The sequence below is a fragment of the Xanthobacter sp. 126 genome, assembly GCF_000526175.1.
GTDB lineage: Bacteria > Pseudomonadota > Alphaproteobacteria > Rhizobiales > Xanthobacteraceae > Xanthobacter > Xanthobacter aminoxidans.
The window spans coordinates 189,548-206,591 of sequence record NZ_JAFO01000001.1; the positions used below are offsets into that span (position 1 = coordinate 189,548).

The window sequence follows — 17,044 nt, forward strand, 5'->3', positions numbered from 1 at the left end:
TCGATGCTGAACCCCGCCGATTCTTCTGTACAGTTCGATCAGCCGGCCGGCTGTCACAGGCGTCTCATTTCTCTTCGCTAGCCTGAGGCGAAAAATCCCCGAGGGAGCATCGCCCATGGACGCGCGCACGCCTTTTCCCGCCATCCGGGGCATCGGATATTCCATCCGAACCACGTCGCCGGACTTCGACGACCTGCCCGCCGCGCTCGATGAGGCTGAGCGGTTGGGCGTTGATTTCGTTGAGCTTCCCGCCTTCGCCTGGACGCTAGTGGTGGACGGAAGGGTGCTGCAGGACCGCCTCGATCGTCTCGTCGCCGCCACCCGCGACCGCCCTTTCGGCTACACCGTGCACGGGCCGCTCGCCATCAATCTCATGTCCCCGAAGGAGCGCCTTCCCCGTCACGAGGCCTTCCTGGACGCCATGATCGCCATAGCCGGCTCACTTTCCGCCCCCCACCTCGTCCTCCACTCCGGCTGCGTGCGGGGGGACGATGATGTGGCGATGGCCTATGAGCGGCAGCGCAACGCCTTGCTCAAGGCCGGCGACAAGGCCGGCGTGGCAGGCGTAACCCTTTGCGTGGAAAACATCTTCCGCTATGAGACCATGCGCGAGACGGCGCTGCCCTCGCGCCTCGCCGGAGAGCTGGACGCCATCGACCATCCCCACGTCCGCGCCACCCTGGACGTGAGCCACGCCCTCCTGCGGTCCACCGACGCCCGGGTGGATTTCGCCGCCGAAATCGCCGCTCTGGCCCCCTATGCCCGTCATGTCCATGTCCACGAAAGCTTTGGCAGGCCTCAGGAAAGCTGGGCCATCGACGATGCCGAGCGGGCCGGCCTTGGCGAGGGCGACCTGCATCTGCCCCTCGGCTGGGGCGGCATCGACTGGGACCTCGTCGCCCGCCGCTGCGCCTTCCCGGCCGGTACCATCATGAATCTGGAGCTGAACCGCCGCTACTGGCGCGAGCTGCCTGACCAGATCGTGCGCCTGCGCGCCCTCGCCGACAGCTTCGCCAGCCACGCCGACGCCCCGGCCTGAGACGCGTGCAGTGCGGCGGGCGGTGGATCGCCAATGCCGCACCGCACATTCATGCCTTTGATTCGACGTGTCTTTTTTATCGCGCCGGTGCTCCCCTCCGGCGCCAAATCGACTAGCTTGGCGGCGAAGGAGACTGCCCATGCCCGTCGCCACCAAGCCCGAATACAAGTCCGCCCCCCAGCCTGAAGGCGGTGCGGATGGCCTGTTCATGTCCTCCAGCGCCCGCGGGTTGCTGCGGCGGTGGAGCGTGTTCATCGCCGTGACGGTGATCGCGCTCGTCAGCCTCCTGCTCTCCTTCACCTCCCACCAGGCGTGGCTCATCGTCTTCTGCGTGCTCTTTCCCCTTGTTCTGGTGGGGATTTTTGACGTCACACAGTCCGAGCACTCGCTCCTGCGCAACTACCCGGTGATCGGCTCGGTGCGCTGGATCTTCGAGGCGATGCGCCCTTATCTCCGGCAGTATCTGATGGAGGACGACCAGTCCGAGCGGCCCTACAACCGCGAGGACCGGTCCATCATCTACGCCCGCGCCAAGAACGAGGAAGACCGCCAGCCCTTCGGCACCGAGCTCGACACCTATGCGGCCGAGTATGAGTGGATGACCCACTCCCTCGCTCCCGCGCCGGTGGCGCACGAGCCGTTCCGGGTGACGGTGGGCGGCAGTGCCTGCGCAAAGCCTTATTCCGCTTCGGTTCTCAACGTCTCCGCCATGAGCTTCGGCTCGCTGGGACGCAACGCCATTGAGGCGCTGAACCTCGGGGCGAAGACCGCCGGCTGCTATCACGACACCGGCGAAGGCGGCCTCTCGCCCTATCACCGCATCCATGGCGGCGACATCGTGTGGGAGCTGGGTTCCGGCTATTTCGGCGCCCGCAACCGCGACGGCACCTTCTCGCCCGAGCGCTTCGCCGAGCGCGCGACCGACCCCCAGGTCAAGATGGTGGAGATCAAGCTCTCCCAAGGCGCCAAGCCGGGTCACGGCGGTGTGCTGCCGGCCGCCAAGGTGACGCCGGAGATCGCCGAGATCCGCGGAATCCCGCTGGGCGAGGACTGCATCTCGCCGTCGCGTCATTCCGCCTTTTCGACGCCGGCGCAGATGATGGAATTCGTCGCGCAATTGCGGGAGCTGTCCGGCGGCAAGCCGGTGGGCATCAAGCTGTGCGTCGGCCATCCCAGCGAGGTGTTCGCCCTTGCCAAGGCCATGGTGAAGACCGGCATCCAGCCTGATTTCGTCGTGGTCGACGGGGCGGAGGGCGGCACCGGCGCCGCGCCCCACGAACTCGCCGACCATCTTGGAATGCCGCTCCGCGAGGGCCTCATCCTGATGCGCAACGCACTGGTGGGCACCGGGCTCCGGCAGAATGTGCGCCTCGCCGCTTCGGGCAAGGTCACGTCCGGCTTCTCCATGGCCGCCAACATGGCCATCGGCGCCGACTGGTGCAACGCAGCCCGCGCCTTCATGTTCTCGCTCGGCTGCGTCATGTCCATGCGCTGCCATACCGGCACCTGCCCGACGGGCGTCACCACCAACGATCCCCACCTGCAGCGCGGCCTTGTGGTGGACGAGAAGGCGGAGCGGGTGGCGAGCTTCCACCGGCATACGGTGCATGCGCTGGCGGAACTGATCGCGGCCGCGGGGCTGGAGCATCCCGGCGACCTCTTGCCCCATCACGTCTGGCACCGGGTGAGTCCCATCGAGGTCAAGGCGCTCGACCGCATCTACACCTTCCTGGAGGTGGGTTCCCTTCTGGATGCGCCGGACGAGACACCCTATGCCGCCGAGTGGCATGCGGCCGACGCTGACAGCTTCGCCCCGCGCCAGACCGTGGGCCCGCGCCGCGCCGCCTGAGTCCACCCGCGGCATCGAGCCTTGCGGGGGGATGGGGTGCCACCCATATGCACCCTTGTCGGGATGCCGAGAGGGTCCCGGCGGGCATGGCCGGATAGGTGCATGCCCGGCAATGCAAAGTCGCTTGACGAGGACTTTGGCTGATGTCGCGGATGTCTTCCCTGTCGTCCCCCTTTCTTCTGGGGTTCGACGAGGTCGAGCGGGCGCTCGACCGGGTGGCCAAGAGCGCGGACGGGTATCCTCCCTACAATGTGGAGAGGATCGAAGCCGCCGGTGAGCCGCTGCGCCTCAGGATCACCCTGGCGGTGGCGGGCTTCACGGCGGAGCAGCTTGAGGTCGTGCTGGAGGAGAAGGAGCTGACCATTCGGGGCCGTCAGGTCGAGGATGGACAGGGCCGGACTTTCCTGCACCGGGGGATCGCCGCCCGGCAGTTCCAGCGCACCTTCGTGCTCGCTGAAGGCATGAATGTGCTGGGTGCCGAATTGAAGCACGGCCTCCTGTCCGTGGATCTGGTTCGCCCCGAGCCGGCCCGCCACGCCAAGCGAATCGACATCGTCTCCCGCTCCTGAAGGGGAGAGGTGCCGGATTTGCCAGGAGTAGAGGAGTAGATTGATGACCCACGATACCGAACACGAAGTCCTGGCGGACATCACCCCGGAGGCTCTGGCTGTCCTGGGCGGCGGCGAAATCGCCTACGTGCGCAGCATCAAGTCGGAGGACGTGCCGTCCCTGTTCCCGCAGGCGCCGGAGATCGCGCCCGGCATGACGTTATTCACGCTGCACGCAGCCGATGGCACGCCCATCATGCTGACCGACAGCCGCGAGGCCGCGCTGGCCAATGCCATGCAGCACGAGCTGGTGACCGTCAGCGTGCACTGACGGCCGGAAGGCCGGCCAATGGGCAAAGGTTTTGAATTTTTCCGCCGGGTCGGCAACGGCCCGGCTTTTTGTTGCCGCTCGTGCTCAGGCGGCGTTTGAGGCCGAGGTGGCGGTCAGCAAGGCGTGCATCGCGCCGACATCGCGCGTGGCCCGGAGCTTTTCCACAACATCGGGGTCCCGCAGCATTCGGGCAACCCGTGCCAACGCCTTGAGGTGATCCGCGCCGGCGGCTTCAGGGGCCAGAAGCAGGAATACGAGGTCCACCGGCGCGCCGTCCAGCGATTCGAAATCGATGGGCTTCTCCAGCCGCGCGAACAGGCCGAACAGCTTGGTGAGTCCGGGGAGCTTGCCGTGCGGAATGGCGATGCCGTTGCCGACGCCGGTCGAGCCCAGGCGTTCGCGCTGCAGCAGCGTATCGAAGATGTCCCGCTGGTCGCGGCCCATCAGCAGTGCCGCATGGTGGGAGAGTTCCTGCAGGGCCTGTTTCTTGCTGCTCGCCCGCAGCATCGGCAACACTGCGTCCGGGGCAAGGAGGTCGGCGAGCGGCATCGATCAGGTCCCTGGGGCGAGCGGCCGAGGCTCGGTAAAGCGGCGGACGCAAGGAACGGATCAAAGGCGGCGGCGCCCCCAAAGCGCCGATGCATTGCTCCGTCCCCATTCAAAACGCGGGAGGGTTGTCCCTCCCGGAGGTCTTCATGCGGCCTCCATCTAGCGTTAACCAGCCTCCGGCTCAAGCCGGGGCGGTATGCGCAGAGATTCGTTGGTGCGGGTCGGCGCTGTTCCGAAGCGTCCCGGCCCGCCCGCTTGGCAAGGCTCCGGCACGGCTTTCAGCATCTGCCCCCCGGCATTGCCATGACCCGGGAGGGCACCGTTCCCGCCCGGGCTCGACTTCCAATATCTTCGTCGCGCATCGGGGAGCCTGCGAGCAGGCCCCCCGCGCGTGGTCTAGTGCAATTCCTCGGAGCCCGGGTCGATCCACCCCACGTGGCCGTCGGGCCGGCGGTAGACGACGCTGACCCGGCCATGGCCGGCGTGGCGGAAGACGACGACGGGAGCACCAGTGATGTCGAGCTCCACGACGGCATCCGCCACCGAGAGCGTGCGCAGGCGCGTCACCTGCTCCGCCACCACGGTCGGGCTCCAGCCGACGAGTTCTTCCTCGGTCTCGGTTTCGGGCGCGGCACTCAGGATGTAGCTCTGGGCGGCATGATCGACACCATTGCCGTTGCCATGCCCGTGACGATCCTTGAGGCGCTGCTTGTAGCGGCGGAGGCGCTTTTCGATCTTCTCGACCGCCACGTCGGCGCAGGCATTCGGATCCTGCGCATTGCCGTGCGCCTGAAGGTTCACGCCCGAATCAAGATGAAGCATGCATTCGGAGCGGTAGCCGGAGCCGTCCCTCGTGACGGTCACGTGCCCTGACCATCCACCGTCGAAGTATTTGCCGAGGACTTCCGAGACCCGCTCGGTCAAACGCTGGCGAAGAGCTTCGCCGACGTCGAGATTCTTTCCGGACACGCGTAGGGCCATGCGATTTGATCCCCTATGAACGGTCCCGCGAGGGACCGTCTCATGCATTGCAAACCGGCCGGCTGCCTAAAGAGGTAGGAGTGCTTCGCCGGCATGTCAACGGAAACAGCGGCCCGAAACCGAACGGTTTTTTGGGATCGGCAATCGTTAACGGAACGCGCCGCCTCAGCTCCTCGGTCAGCGCGACAGGCCCGGCCACATGCGCGAGAGCACGCCGTCGCGCAGGATGACGCCATGCCAGAGGCCCGCCCCCGCGTGCATGATCACGAGCGCGGTCATGACGAAGCCGAGGCGCGCATGCCAGTTGCCGAAGAGATCGGCGAGGGCGTCGTTCTTGGCGACGATGTTGGGCAGCGTGAACAGACCGAAGATGCTCACCGCGCTGCCGAAGGCGTTGGAGGCCAGCCACCCGAGCACGGGCATGACGAAGATCAGCACATAGAGTGCGTAATGCACCGTATTGGCGACGATCCAGAGTGCCTTCGGCATGCCCTCGGGCGGGGCCGGAGGCGGATTGAGGATGCGAATCAGCACGCGGATCACCGCGAGGCAGAGGATGGTGAAGCCGATGGAGCGGTGGAGGTCGAACAGCCGGTCCTGCGTGGGGCCGGAATCCATGTTCATCATGGCAAATCCCAGCGGGATCACGAGGATCACCAGGACCGCCATGATCCAGTGGATTCGCCTAGCTGGCGGCGCGTAGGGCTCGGGATGAGACGTGCTGTTCATCGGGGGGATTGGCCTCCACTGGCGAAGGCGCGTCCCGCGAACCGGCGCCGCGGGCGCTCTCCCGCAGATCGCACCGGAACAGGACGTCGCCATCGGCGAATACATGCACCTGCGCCTTCGGGCGCAGCGCGTGAGCCAGAGTGTCGCATGCATTGCGGGACAAGCCGATGCGGCCGGCTCCCAGGATGACCGGGGACACGAAAACGTGAAGCTGGTCCACGAGGTCGGCTTCGAGGAAGGCTGAGAGGGTGGTGGGACCTCCCTCCACGAGGATCCGCCTGAATCCCTGCTGCGCCAAGGACTCGAGGATCGCGGAGGGATCGAACGCGGGACGGTCGTCCATCTCCACCAGGTCCACTCCCGCGGGCAGCGGAGCGCAGACACTCCGCCCCCGAACCACGAGCCGGCGCACGCCATCCTCGGCGAAACAGCGTGCATTTGGATCGACCCGGCCCGACGGATCGATCACCACCCGCGCCGGACTCACACCGGCGATGCGGCGCACCGTCAGCAGCGGATCGTCTGCGCAGACCGTTCCCACCCCCACCACCACAGCGTCAACGGACGCCCGCAACGCGTGCAGGTGATCGAGGGCATGGGGGCCGTTGATGTATTTCGACTCGCCCGAGGTGGTGGCGATGCGCCCGTCCAGGGACTGGCCGAGCTGGGCGATGACATGCGGGCGCGGATTTGCCGCCGCTTCCTGGTCCTGCACCGGATATCCACTCACTCGCTTGTGCGACCGGAGCCGCAGGGTCGTGTCATCCATCGGTCCTCGCCCGGCGTAAGCAGACAGTTCGATCAGGAACGCGTCATCATGCCGTTTGTTACGCTCCTGCCGATACGACAGATCGTTCGCGCCGTCGGCTGGTCGCGTTTCCCGCTGTGAGAGGTCAAAATGGCGTCCATCGTTGAAGGTCTTGGGTTTGCGCCGGACGCGGGGCGGCTTTCCGTGGAGCGCGCCATTGCCGAGGTGCGGTCCGCTCGCGCCGTTGTGATCGCGGCGGGTGACGTCCGTTTGGTGGTCGTGGCGGCGGAGGCGTTTGACGCGACGATGGCCGGAGTGATCGAGGGTGCCGGCGCCGCCGATGCCAGCCTCGTGCTGGCGGCTCCACGGCTGAATCGGTTGGGATCGCCTCGTGCCCAGGCGGGCGCGGTCGCCCTTCCGCATCTCGATATCGCCCGAGTGACAAGTCTGGCGCTCAAGCCCGAGACGCGGCTCGACGCGCCGGTCGCCCCGGCGACGCCGGCCCAAGTCGCGGCCCTGGAACTGCTCGCGCTCGCTTTGGTTTTGCCGGCGGCGGTGGTCTGCTCGGTACCGGAGGGGATGGCTGCCGGACTGGTGATGGTGGAGGCGCAGGACATCATGGCCTTCCGGGGCGCAGAGGTTGCGCGGCTCACCATTGTCGGGCGCGCGCCGGTGCCGCTCGAAGGCGCTCCGGAAACCGAGTTCGTCGTCTTTCGCGGCGGAGACGGCCTGCGCGACCAGGTGGCGATCATCGTCGGGCGTCCGGACCTGTCGCGGGCGGTGGCAGTGCGGCTGCATTCCGCGTGCCTGACCGGCGATCTCTTCGGCTCGCTGAAGTGCGATTGCGGAGATCAGCTGCGCGACACGGTACGACGGATGGCCCAAGGTGACGGCGGCATCCTGCTCTATCTGGATCAGGAGGGCCGCGGCAACGGCATCTCCAACAAGATGCGCGCCTATGCCCTGCAGGCGCAGGGCTTTGACACCTACGACGCGGACGCCGCGCTCGGCTTCGACCTCGATCAGCGCCGGTTCGATTTCGCCGCCGCCATGCTCCGCCAGCTCGGCGTGTCCGCGGTTCGGGTGTTCACCAACAACCCGCAGAAGATCGAGGCGCTGAACGCGGCCGGGCTGGAGGTGGTTGCCGACCAGCGGGTGCTCGGTCGTCCGACCGCGGAAAATGTCCGCTATCTCGCCTCCAAGCGCGACCGCGCGGGGCACTACATCGACTTCGAGGCCCTCGCCGCCCGCGCGCCGGACTGAGATTGGCGCGCCAACCATCCGATCCGCCTTGTCGACAAGCTTCGAAACGATTTAGAACCGCCCGGCAAAAAGGCGGGAGGAAGCAAATGAGCAAGGCAGGACGAAAGGTCGCCATCGTGACCGGAGCCGGCTCGGGTGTCGGCCGGGCGGTGGCCGTAGGGTTGGCCGAAGCGGGCTATGCGGTGGCCCTCGCCGGACGCAGGCTGGATGCGCTGGAAGAGACCGTGGCGGCTCTCGGCGATGCGCCGAGCCTCGCCGTCCCGACCGATGTGACCGATCCGAATGCCGTGCGCGCCCTGTTCGCGGCGACCGTCGAGACGTTCGGGCGCCTCGACCTTCTCTTCAACAACGCCGGCACCGGCGCCCCGGCGATCCCGCTGGAGGATCTCACCTTCGCCCAGTGGCAGCAGGTTGTCTCCACGAACCTCACCGGCCCCTTCCTGTGTACCCAGGAGGCGTTCCGGGTGATGAAGGCGCAGGAGCCACGCGGCGGGCGGATCATCAACAACGGCTCCATCTCGGCGACGGCACCCCGGCCGTTCTCGGCGCCCTACACTTCCACGAAGCACGCCATCACCGGGCTCACCAAGTCCACCTCGCTGGACGGGCGCGCCTATGACATCGCCTGCGGCCAGATCGATATCGGCAATGCCGACACGCCCATGGCGCAGAAAATGAAGGCGGGCGTGCCCCAGGCGGACCTCTCGATCAAGGTGGAGCCGGTGATGGACGTCGCCCATGTGGCAAGCGCGGTGGTCTACATGGCGAGCCTGCCGCTGGACGCCAACGTGCAGTTCATGACGGTGATGGCCACCAAGATGCCCTTCATCGGCCGCGGCTGACCCGTCGTTCGATCTCCGCGCTCAAGAAAAAGGCCCCGGCAATGCCGGGGCCTTCCTGTTTCGGGCGAGCCCCAGAGGGGCGTCGCGTCAGTTGTTGCGGTTGCCGAAAAGCTGCAGCAGCATCATGAACATGTTGATGAAGTCCAGGTAGAGCGCGAGCGCGCCCATGATGGCCTTCTTTCCAGCGACGGCGACGTCGTCGCCAGCGAAGTACATTTCCTTGATGCGCTGCGTGTCGTAGGCGGTGAGGCCCGCGAAAACCAGCACGCCGACCACGGACACGATGAACTGAAGCATCGTCGAGCCGAGGAAGATGTTCACCACCGAGGCGATGATGATGCCGAACAGGCCCATCATCAGGAAGGAGCCCATGCCGGAGAGATCACGCTTCGTGGTGTAGCCGTAGAGGCTCAGCGCGCCGAACGAGGCGGCGGTGATGAAGAACACCCGCACGACGCTCTCGTGGGTGTACACGAGGAAGATCGTGGAGAGCGAGACGCCCACCAGCGCCGCGTAGACCCAGAAGGTCAGCTGGGCGGCCGATACGCTCATACGCTCGATGCGGAAGCTCAGGAAGAAGACCGCCGCGAGCGGGGCCAGCATCACCACCCACTTCAGCGGGCTCACGAACAGCGCATAGCCGAACTGCGTCAGCATGATGCCGCCCGCGATCCGGCCAGCGGCGGACGCGGGATCGGTCGTCACGGACAGCATGTAAATGCCGAGCGCAGCAGCACCCGTGATGGCGAGGCCGAGCGCCATGTAGTTGTACACGCTGAGCATGTACGTGCGCAGCCCCTGGTCGATCGCGGCCTGCGAGCGTGCCACCGACGGGTTGAAACGCCCGGCGACGTTGCGATCATAATCGGACATCGTCGTTCCCCTTGAAGAAATCTCAAACGCCCAAGACCGGCCGGGGCCGGGCCAGTGCGTTCGCCGTCAATATGGTGGGTTCGCGTTGGGGCGGCAAGACAAGGTTGGATGAAATTTACGCAAGGTCACTTTACGTCAGGCATACCCTTGGGGCTGCGTTAAGGTATAGTTTCAACCCGCATGGGGTCAGGGCATGCGGATGGGGGATTATCTCAAGCACCGGATCAAGGCCGGGCGGGCATGTCTTGCCGCCTGCGGACTGGCGCGCGGAAAAATCCACTTCGGTAAATCGGCTTGCGATTGGTCCGGGTTCAGCCCCGTGCCCGTGCTCATCGCCTTGATCCTCCTCGCTGTTCCCGCGCCGGCGCTCGCTGGCGCCTGGACGCAGGAGGAGGGGCATGGCCAGGTGATCCTGCAAAGCTCGGCGGCCTATTCCGCGACCGAGTTCGGCCCGTCCTACGATCTCTATGCCAGCCGTCCCTACGACAAGGTGGAGGTCACTCTCGTCTTCGAGTATGGCGCGACCGATTGGCTGACGCTGATCGCGGCACCGCAATTCCTTTATGTCTCGTTCGGCGAGCCGTCGCCTTCGTCCTATACCGGGCCGGGCTATCAGGATGTGGGCGCGCGCATGCGCTTGTGGCGGGACGAGGCGAGCGTGGTCTCGGCGCAGGTCGTCGGACGCTTTCCGGGCACGGGCAATTCTGAGAGCGCCGCAGCGGTGGGCTATGAGGATCCCGAGCTCGATCTCCGTCTACTCTACGGCTTGTCTTTCACCATGTTCGGAAAGGCTGCCTTCCTCGATGTCCAGCTGGCCCAGCGCATGCGCTTCGGTCCGCCGCCGGACGAACTGCATCTCGATGTCACGTTGGGCTGGCGCGTCGCGGAGCGCTGGCAACTGCTTGCCCAGTCGTTCAACGTGATCTCGGAGGGGGCGGGCACGGGGCCGTACTTCGGCGACTCCTACGAGTATTACAAGTTGCAGTTCGGGGCGGCCTACGATCTCTCGGCGGCCGTCACCGTGCAATTGTCCGTGGTCAGCACCGTTTTCGCCCGCAACGCGCCGCAGGAGAACGGCGTGGTGCTCGCCGCCTATTACCGTTTCTGAGCCGATGGCGTTGTCGTCACGAGGCGGATGCCGAGGGCGATCGGCACGATGCCGACGAGGTCGAGCGGCGGCACCGGTTCGCCCAGCAGCAGCCATCCGAACATCAGCCCGAGCGGCGGCATCAGAAAGTGCAGGGCGCTCGCGCGGGTGGCGCTGGTGCGGCCGAGGATGAAGAACCACAGGCTGAAGGCGCCGACCGATCCCGCCAGCGTCAGCCAGGCGAAGGAGAGGCCGAGCGTGAGAGTCGGGTGGATCGACGCCACATCCTCCCGCCACAGCGCCACCGGCAGCAGCGCGAGCCCGCCGGCTAGGGACTGGATGCCGCTGCCGACGAACAGGGACGCGGAGGTGCGCACCTTCTTGAACATGAGCGTTGCCGCCGTGAGCGCCAGCAAAGCACCGACCACATAGGCGGTGCCCAGCGGGTCCTCATGGCCGGAGACGATGCGCGAGCGCACCACGATGGCCACCCCGATCATGCCGAGGACGAGCCCGAGCAGCTTGCGCCCCGTCAGCCGCTCCCCCAGCAGCACCGCCGCGCCGAGCGCCGTCAGCAGCGGGTTGGCGGAGACGAGGACGGCCGTGTAACCCGCCGACACATGGGTCATGCCCACGTAGCTGAGTCCCAGATAGACCGCGTTGTTGAGGATGCCCATCGCCGTGAGCGCCGCGATATCGCGCAGGTTCAGGCGGCGGAAGTGGGAGGCGGGCAGGAACAGCACGCAGCCGACGAGCACGAGCAGCCCCGCCGCAAGGAACCGTCCGGACAGGAGCAGCAAAGGCGGGCAGTCCGCCAGCGCCACCTTGGCGACCGCAAAGGCCGAGCTCCAGATGATGCAGAACGCTGCGATGAAGACGGGCAGCAGTGCGTCTGTCCGGCGCGAGGCGACGAGGGGAAGGGGCGTGGCGGTCATGTCATCTCCTGAACCGCAGAGAAGCACGCCGAGGCAATATTGAAAAATTGAATGATTTGATGTTGGCTAGTGGAAATTCAAATATCAGGTGCTGCCATGTTGGACATGGATCTTCTCAAAGCGTTCGTCAGCGTGGTGGATGCAGGCGGTTTCACCCGCGCGGGGGAGCGCGTCCATCGCACCCAATCCACCGTGAGCCAGCAGGTGCGGCGGCTGGAGGATCAACTCGGCCACCAGCTTTTGAACCGCGACGCCCGTGGCGTCAGCCTGACGGCCGAAGGCGAGCGCCTGCTCGGCTATGCCCGGCGGATCCTCGCCCTCGGTGCGGAGGCGCGCACGGCCCTGTCGGGTGTTGCCCCCGCGCGGGTGGTGCGGCTCGGCATTCCGGACGATTTTGCCCTGGCGGCCCTGACCTCCGTGGTGGCCGAGTTCGCGCGGAGCCGGCCTGCGGTGCGTCTCGCGGTGGAGTGCGGGCTGAGCTGCGATCTCGATGCCGGCTTCGCCCGCGGCGAGCTGGACGTGGTGCTGCTGAAGCGCGAGCCGGGGGCCGGCCCCGCGGTGGAGGCCTGGCCGGAGCGGCTGGTGTGGGTCTGCGGAGCGGGCTTCGAGCCGGACGAGGCGGTGGCGAGTCTCGCGGCCTTCCGGCAGGGCTGCCTTTACCGCAACCGGGCCGTCCATGCCCTGGAAAAGGCCGGTCGTTCCTGGCGCGTGGCCTATGAATGCCCGAGCCTGATCGGCATCGAGGCGGCGCTTGTGGGCGGGCTGGGGGTGACGGTCCTGAGCGATCTTGCGCTCAACCCGAAGCTCCGGGAATTGCGCACATCGGACCTCTGGCCGGCGATCCCGCCGACGGAACTCGCGCTGCGGGCTGCGAGCGATGCGTGTTCCGCCTCGCGGGAGCTTGCCGGCCTGATCGCCGCCTTCTGCGGCCGGGAAGCCCGCGCCGCAGCCTGACCGGCTGGGTCAGCACTCCACCAGCAGGCGGCGGCCGATCTCGCCGATGCCCACGAGGCCGGGCGTCGCGTGCATCACCACATGGATGGGGATCTGCGCGAGACGGTCGTGATAGGGCGGGTGCTCTTCGAACGCGGTGCGGAACGGACTCTCGGCGAAAAGATGCGCCATGGCCCGGCCCACGCCGCCGCCCACATACACGCCGCCCTTGGCATCCACGGCGAGCGCGAGGTCGCCCAGGACTCGGCCGAGCAGGCGCAGGAAGATGTGGCAGCTTTCCTTCTCCTGCCGCTGACCGTCCAGCGCCGCCTTGATAATGGCGTGGGAGGACAGGCTCTCGCCGGAGAGGATGCGGTGCAGGCGCACCAGTCCGGGACCGGAGAGCACGTGCTCGACCGACACCGGGCCAAGGTCGCGCACCAGATGGGCGACGATGCGGGCCTCGTCGGTCGTCACGGCGCCGAGGCGCATGTGCCCGGCCTCGCTGGCCAACACCTCGTAGCCGGCCTCGCGCGGCAGGATGAGGGCGGTGCCGAGGCCGGTTCCAGGACCGGATAGCAGCATGGGCGCGCCGGCGACCGCACGGCCGGTGCCCACCTCCAGTAAATCGTCGCGGGTGAGCAGCGGCAGCCCGTGTGCGAACGCCTCGAAATCGTTGAGCACCGAGAGCCGGCGAAAGGAGAGATCGGCCGCGAGCTTCTCGGTCGAGAAGCGCCAGTTGCGGTTGGTCAGCCGCACGTCGTCGCCGTCGATGGGGCCGGCGACCGCCAGTGCCCCGCAGCTCGGGGCCTCCCCGCTCACGGACGCGAGGTAAGTGCCCAGCAGATCCTCAAGCGAGGCATAGGAATCGTTGGCTTCGAGCCGGACATCGAACGGGATGCCGTCGGCACCGGCCCGGGCGACCCGGGTGGTTGTACCGCCGATATCCGCAAGCAGGACTGTGGGAGCCATTGGAGAGTCCGATGATGGAGAGCTTCTACTGCGCCAAGCGTGGCCGCGACGCAAGCGTGCCGGCTTCGCCTTTGCCGGCAGGACCTCAAGCGCGGCGGAGCCGATGCGGTTCCCCGATGCCTCAGGTCGCGGCCGCGCGCCGCCGCTTCAGCGCGCCCCAGATGGGCAGGCAGAAGACCAGCAGGGTCATCACGCCGAGCCCGCCCGCGATGGGCCGCTCGAAGAAGGCGAGGAGGTTGCCGTCCGCCTTGATCATGGACGTGACGAAGCTCTCCTCCAGCATCTTGCCGAGCACGATGCCCAGCACGCAGGGGGCGATGGGGATGTCGTGCTCTTCCATGAGGAAGCCGAGGATGCCGAACACCAGCATCAGCACCACGCCATAGGCCGAGTTGTTCACCGCATAGGCGCCGACGATGCAGAACAGCAGGATGAGCGGGATGAGAATGCGCCGCGGGAAGCGCAGCAGGGCGGTGCCCGCCTTCAGCGCGGCGAGGCCGAGGGGGATCATCGCGAGGTTGGCGATGATGAAGATGATGAAGACCGCATAGATGGATTCGGGATTGTTCAGGAACAGCGTCGGACCGGGATTGAGGCCCTTGAGATAGAGCACCCCGATGACGATGGCGGTGATGCTGTCTCCCGGAATGCCGAACACCAGCGCCGGCACCCAGGCGCCGGCCAGGGCAGCGTTGTTGGCGGACGTGCTCTCGATGATGCCTTCCACATGGCCGGTGCCGAACTTTTCCGGTGTCTTCGAGAACTTCCGGCTCATGGCGTAGGACACCCAGGCGGCGATGTCCGCACCGGCGCCAGGCAGGATGCCGATGGCGGTGCCCGTGATGTTGCCGCGGATCTGCTGCGGCCAGTATTTCACTATGAGGTGGCCCCAGCCCTTCAGCGGATTCCCGAGCGAGGTCTGGCGCACGGACCAGTCGGGCGCACCGGCGGCGATGGTGCGGATGACCTCCGACATGGCGAACAGGCCGATCATGGCCGGGATGAAGTCCACGCCGCCGAGCAGGTTGGAGTTGCCGAAGGTGAAGCGCGGCACGCCGGCCGGGTTGTCGATGCCGATCTGCGCCACGAACAGCCCGAGGAACAACGACACCAGCCCCTTCACCGGCGAACCCGAGCCGATGAAGATGGCGCAGGCGAGCCCCATCAGCGCCAGCCAGAAATACTCGAACGAGGAGAAGCCGAGCGCGATCTCCGCGAGCAGGGGCGCCGAGACGATGAGGACGGCAGTTCCAAACAGCCCGCCCAGCGCCGAAAACAGCACGTTCGCGCCGAGCGCCACCTCCGCCTCGCCCTTGCGGGTCATGGCATAGCACTCGTCCGAATAGGCGGCCGAGGCCGGCGTGCCGGGCATGCGCATCAGCGTTGCCGGAATGTCGCCGGCGAAAATCGCCATGGCCGAGCACGAGATCATGGCGCCCACGGCGGGGATGGGGTCCATGAAGAAGGTGATCGGGACCAGGAGGGCGATGGCCATCGTCGCCGTCAGGCCCGGTATGGCGCCGACCACGAGGCCGAAGGCCGATGCGACGAGGATGGTGAGGATCACGTCCCAGCGCAGGACAAGCTCAAGGCCGGCGAGCACGGCGTTCATGGCAGGAAGCCTTCCACGAGGCCGCGCGGCAGCGGCACGCGCAGGAGCATGTTGAAGGAGAGGTAGGTGAAGAGGGCCGTCGCCAGCGCGATCCCGATCCCCTGCATCAGTGGCACCCGCACGAGCAGGAAAAGGCCGGTCAGGACCACCGTCGCCGTGGCAACGAAGCCGATGAGCGGCGTCAGCGCGATATAGGCGAGGACGAGAGCAATGGTGGCCGCTGCCCTGAAGCTGGCGCCGGGCGTGCGCACCCATGTGGTCTGCGCGAGCGGGAAGGGGCCGGCGCGAACCGAGCCCACCGTCAGGATGAAGCCGCAGGCGGCAAGGCCTGCGGCCGTCAGAACGGGGAAGACATCCGCGCCGTAGGCCTGCCCTGGAATGGGTGGCAGGCCGGATGCGGCCGAGAACAAGACGGCAGCCCCCGCGAGCAGCAGCAGGCCGAGGATCAGGTCACTGAAGCGCATGATGCGGCTCCGGCGTCGCGGGGAGGAAGCGGCGGCGAGGGCCGCCGCGTTCAGGAGCCGTCGCTATTTGGCGAGGCCGACTTCCTTCATGACGGCGCCGAGGGAGGCATCCGCCTTGGCCATGAACTCGGCGAAGCCGGGGCCGTCCGCATAGCGCCCACCGAACCCGCGATTGGTCAGGAAGTCCTGATATTCCTTGCTGTCGTAGACCTTCTTGAGGGCCGCCTGGAGCTTGTCCGAGGCCGCCTTGTCGAGGCCCTTGGGGGCGGCGAAGCCGCGCCATGCTCCGATGGTCCAGCTGCTGCCGGTGGCTTCCTTCAGGGTGGGAATATCGGGCATCAGCTTGGAGCGCTCGCTCGCCATGATGGCGAGGCTCTTCACGCGCTTGGCGTCGATGAGCGAGCGCGCCTCGGGGATGGAGCAGGTGACGACCTGCACGCCGCCCGCCACGAGGTCTTGCAGGCCGGGCGCCGCGCCGTTGGACGGCACCCACGGCACGCTCTTCGGATCGAGCTTCAGGGAGGACAGCATGCCGGCAAGGGCGAGGTGCCAGATGCCGCCCTGACCGGTGCCGGAGGCCTTGAACTTGCCGGGGTTGGCCTTGATGTCGGCGATCAGGTCGTCGAGCGTCTTGTAGGTGGCGTCCGTACGCACCTGCACGCCGGCGGGGTCTTCGTTCATGAGGGCGAGGGGGGTGTAGGAGGCGCCGGTGAGCTGGGTGAGGCCCTGCCAGTGCATCATCCCGATCTCCACGGTGATGATGCCGATGGTGTATCCGTCCGGTGTCGCGTCGGCGATGGCCTGATGGCCCACCACGCCCTGCCCGCCGGTGCGGTTCACCACCGCGATGGGCTGGCCGAGATCCTTCTCGAGAAGCGAGGCGACGATGCGCGCGACCGCATCGGTTCCGCCGCCGGCGTTCCACGGCACGATGAGCGTGATGGGGCGATCAGGATAGGCCGCCGTCGCGGCATTCGGTGCAAGGGCGGCAAAAGACGACACGGCGAGGGCGAGCCCCGCCATCAGAATCCGGCGCATGGTGTCTCTCTCCCTGACATTCGGCTTCTTTGGCCGAAATCTAATCGTTTTGAGTGACCGTAGGTCAGTGCCTCCCTGCGGTCAAGGCGATGACAGCCTCCGCGATCTGCCGGCGGGAGGTGGCGCATGCGGCCCCGGTGGCTTAAGCTTCCTTGGAAAATGTGAGCTTCTGAGGCGCAGGGGCTGGCGATACGTCAGCTTCGACGTACATAAGCTGATGGGCAGGAAGCGCACGCGGCGGGGCGCGCGCA

Annotated in this window: 18 protein-coding genes; 8 read left to right on the top strand and 10 right to left on the bottom strand. The window is 66.9% G+C overall.

The annotated features are described in order from the left end of the window. Nucleotides 1–115 precede the first annotated feature (115 nt). The 4 genes from XAN126_RS0100845 to XAN126_RS0100860 all read left to right on the top strand — a co-directional run bounded on the left by XAN126_RS0100845 (nt 116) and on the right by XAN126_RS0100860 (nt 3,767). Nucleotides 116–1,039 carry a sugar phosphate isomerase/epimerase family protein gene (locus tag XAN126_RS0100845; protein ID WP_024276705.1) on the top strand — a complete coding sequence of 308 codons (924 nt, stop codon included), beginning with the start codon at nt 116–118 and terminating at the stop codon, nt 1,037–1,039. A 139-nt stretch (nt 1,040–1,178) separates the two neighbouring features. Continuing rightward, complete coding sequence (locus XAN126_RS0100850) at nt 1,179–2,888, top strand: FMN-binding glutamate synthase family protein (RefSeq protein WP_245272189.1); 1,710 nt, start codon at nt 1,179–1,181, stop codon at nt 2,886–2,888. A 143-nt stretch (nt 2,889–3,031) separates the two neighbouring features. After that, nucleotides 3,032–3,457: an Hsp20 family protein gene (locus XAN126_RS0100855; RefSeq protein ID WP_024276707.1), complete on the top strand. Its 426-nt coding sequence runs from the start codon at nt 3,032–3,034 to the stop codon at nt 3,455–3,457. 43 nt (nt 3,458–3,500) lie between these two features. Further along, nucleotides 3,501–3,767 (top strand): DUF1150 domain-containing protein, encoded by a 267-nt coding sequence (locus tag XAN126_RS0100860; protein WP_024276708.1) that lies wholly within the window; start codon nt 3,501–3,503, stop codon nt 3,765–3,767. 84 nt (nt 3,768–3,851) lie between these two features. Here the strand turns inward: XAN126_RS0100860 and ptsN are convergent, their stop codons facing one another. The 4 genes from ptsN to XAN126_RS0100880 all read right to left on the bottom strand — a co-directional run bounded on the left by ptsN (nt 3,852) and on the right by XAN126_RS0100880 (nt 6,795). Further along, nucleotides 3,852–4,316: a PTS IIA-like nitrogen regulatory protein PtsN gene (gene ptsN, locus XAN126_RS0100865; protein WP_024276709.1), complete on the bottom strand. Its 465-nt coding sequence runs from the start codon at nt 4,314–4,316 to the stop codon at nt 3,852–3,854. A gap of 396 nt (nt 4,317–4,712) precedes the next feature. Then, nucleotides 4,713–5,297: a ribosome-associated translation inhibitor RaiA gene (gene raiA, locus XAN126_RS0100870; protein ID WP_024276710.1), complete on the bottom strand. Its 585-nt coding sequence runs from the start codon at nt 5,295–5,297 to the stop codon at nt 4,713–4,715. Nucleotides 5,298–5,474: 177 nt separating this feature from the next. Continuing rightward, nucleotides 5,475–5,966 (bottom strand): cytochrome b, encoded by a 492-nt coding sequence (locus XAN126_RS0100875; protein ID WP_024276711.1) that lies wholly within the window; start codon nt 5,964–5,966, stop codon nt 5,475–5,477. 16 nt (nt 5,967–5,982) lie between these two features. Further along, a complete protein-coding gene (locus XAN126_RS0100880) occupies nt 5,983–6,795 on the bottom strand; it encodes a RibD family protein (RefSeq protein ID WP_024276712.1) in 813 nt (270 codons plus the stop codon). Between the two features lie 129 nt (nt 6,796–6,924). Between XAN126_RS0100880 and ribA the strand changes: the two genes are divergently transcribed. Then, nucleotides 6,925–8,037, top strand: a complete 1,113-nt coding sequence (gene ribA / locus XAN126_RS0100885; protein ID WP_024276713.1) for a GTP cyclohydrolase II RibA — start codon at nt 6,925–6,927, stop codon at nt 8,035–8,037. Between the two features lie 86 nt (nt 8,038–8,123). Next, the gene (locus XAN126_RS0100890; protein ID WP_024276714.1) at nt 8,124–8,879 is read left to right on the top strand and encodes an SDR family oxidoreductase; all 756 of its coding nucleotides are present in this window, start codon (nt 8,124–8,126) and stop codon (nt 8,877–8,879) included. Between the two features lie 87 nt (nt 8,880–8,966). Here the strand turns inward: XAN126_RS0100890 and XAN126_RS0100895 are convergent, their stop codons facing one another. After that, nucleotides 8,967–9,752, bottom strand: a complete 786-nt coding sequence (locus XAN126_RS0100895) for a Bax inhibitor-1/YccA family protein (protein ID WP_024276715.1) — start codon at nt 9,750–9,752, stop codon at nt 8,967–8,969. 319 nt (nt 9,753–10,071) lie between these two features. Here XAN126_RS0100895 and XAN126_RS0100900 point away from each other — a divergent pair, with 319 nt between their 5' ends. Continuing rightward, nucleotides 10,072–10,860, top strand: a complete 789-nt coding sequence (locus XAN126_RS0100900; RefSeq protein ID WP_029876542.1) for a hypothetical protein — start codon at nt 10,072–10,074, stop codon at nt 10,858–10,860. On the opposite strand, the gene XAN126_RS0100905 is transcribed toward XAN126_RS0100900, so the two are convergent. Continuing rightward, entirely contained in the window at nt 10,848–11,774 is a 927-nt protein-coding gene (locus XAN126_RS0100905; protein ID WP_024276717.1) for a DMT family transporter, read from the bottom strand. The two genes, XAN126_RS0100900 and XAN126_RS0100905, sit on opposite strands and share 13 nt — an antisense overlap. A gap of 96 nt (nt 11,775–11,870) precedes the next feature. Here XAN126_RS0100905 and XAN126_RS0100910 point away from each other — a divergent pair, with 96 nt between their 5' ends. Then, nucleotides 11,871–12,728, top strand: coding sequence for a LysR family transcriptional regulator (locus tag XAN126_RS0100910; RefSeq protein WP_024276718.1), 858 nt, complete (start codon nt 11,871–11,873; stop codon nt 12,726–12,728). A 9-nt stretch (nt 12,729–12,737) separates the two neighbouring features. Here the strand turns inward: XAN126_RS0100910 and XAN126_RS0100915 are convergent, their stop codons facing one another. The 4 genes from XAN126_RS0100915 to XAN126_RS0100930 all read right to left on the bottom strand — a co-directional run bounded on the left by XAN126_RS0100915 (nt 12,738) and on the right by XAN126_RS0100930 (nt 16,793). Then, on the bottom strand, nt 12,738–13,679 hold the full coding sequence (locus XAN126_RS0100915) for an ROK family protein (RefSeq protein ID WP_024276719.1): 942 nt from the start codon (nt 13,677–13,679) through the stop codon (nt 12,738–12,740). A gap of 121 nt (nt 13,680–13,800) precedes the next feature. Further along, complete coding sequence (locus tag XAN126_RS0100920) at nt 13,801–15,291, bottom strand: tripartite tricarboxylate transporter permease (RefSeq protein WP_024276720.1); 1,491 nt, start codon at nt 15,289–15,291, stop codon at nt 13,801–13,803. Further along, nucleotides 15,288–15,755, bottom strand: a complete 468-nt coding sequence (locus tag XAN126_RS0100925) for a tripartite tricarboxylate transporter TctB family protein (RefSeq protein WP_024276721.1) — start codon at nt 15,753–15,755, stop codon at nt 15,288–15,290. The genes XAN126_RS0100920 and XAN126_RS0100925 overlap by 4 nt, the downstream gene beginning before the upstream one ends. 63 nt (nt 15,756–15,818) lie before the next feature. Beyond that, nucleotides 15,819–16,793 (bottom strand): tripartite tricarboxylate transporter substrate binding protein, encoded by a 975-nt coding sequence (locus XAN126_RS0100930; RefSeq protein WP_024276722.1) that lies wholly within the window; start codon nt 16,791–16,793, stop codon nt 15,819–15,821. Nucleotides 16,794–17,044: the final 251 nt, after the last annotated feature.

Coding starts and splice junctions, on each gene's coding strand:
- XAN126_RS0100850 (WP_245272189.1), top strand. CDS start 1,179: ATGCCCGTCGCCACCAAGCCCGAATACAAGTCCGCCCCCCAGCCTGAA.
- XAN126_RS0100890 (WP_024276714.1), top strand. CDS start 8,124: ATGAGCAAGGCAGGACGAAAGGTCGCCATCGTGACCGGAGCCGGCTCG.
- XAN126_RS0100860 (WP_024276708.1), top strand. CDS start 3,501: ATGACCCACGATACCGAACACGAAGTCCTGGCGGACATCACCCCGGAG.
- ribA (WP_024276713.1), top strand. CDS start 6,925: ATGGCGTCCATCGTTGAAGGTCTTGGGTTTGCGCCGGACGCGGGGCGG.
- raiA (WP_024276710.1), bottom strand. CDS start 5,297: ATGGCCCTACGCGTGTCCGGAAAGAATCTCGACGTCGGCGAAGCTCTT.
- XAN126_RS0100855 (WP_024276707.1), top strand. CDS start 3,032: ATGTCGCGGATGTCTTCCCTGTCGTCCCCCTTTCTTCTGGGGTTCGAC.
- XAN126_RS0100845 (WP_024276705.1), top strand. CDS start 116: ATGGACGCGCGCACGCCTTTTCCCGCCATCCGGGGCATCGGATATTCC.
- ptsN (WP_024276709.1), bottom strand. CDS start 4,316: ATGCCGCTCGCCGACCTCCTTGCCCCGGACGCAGTGTTGCCGATGCTG.
- XAN126_RS0100925 (WP_024276721.1), bottom strand. CDS start 15,755: ATGCGCTTCAGTGACCTGATCCTCGGCCTGCTGCTGCTCGCGGGGGCT.
- XAN126_RS0100915 (WP_024276719.1), bottom strand. CDS start 13,679: ATGGCTCCCACAGTCCTGCTTGCGGATATCGGCGGTACAACCACCCGG.
- XAN126_RS0100895 (WP_024276715.1), bottom strand. CDS start 9,752: ATGTCCGATTATGATCGCAACGTCGCCGGGCGTTTCAACCCGTCGGTG.
- XAN126_RS0100875 (WP_024276711.1), bottom strand. CDS start 5,966: ATGGCGGTCCTGGTGATCCTCGTGATCCCGCTGGGATTTGCCATGATG.
- XAN126_RS0100930 (WP_024276722.1), bottom strand. CDS start 16,793: ATGCGCCGGATTCTGATGGCGGGGCTCGCCCTCGCCGTGTCGTCTTTT.
- XAN126_RS0100880 (WP_024276712.1), bottom strand. CDS start 6,795: ATGGATGACACGACCCTGCGGCTCCGGTCGCACAAGCGAGTGAGTGGA.
- XAN126_RS0100910 (WP_024276718.1), top strand. CDS start 11,871: ATGTTGGACATGGATCTTCTCAAAGCGTTCGTCAGCGTGGTGGATGCA.
- XAN126_RS0100920 (WP_024276720.1), bottom strand. CDS start 15,291: ATGAACGCCGTGCTCGCCGGCCTTGAGCTTGTCCTGCGCTGGGACGTG.
- XAN126_RS0100905 (WP_024276717.1), bottom strand. CDS start 11,774: ATGACCGCCACGCCCCTTCCCCTCGTCGCCTCGCGCCGGACAGACGCA.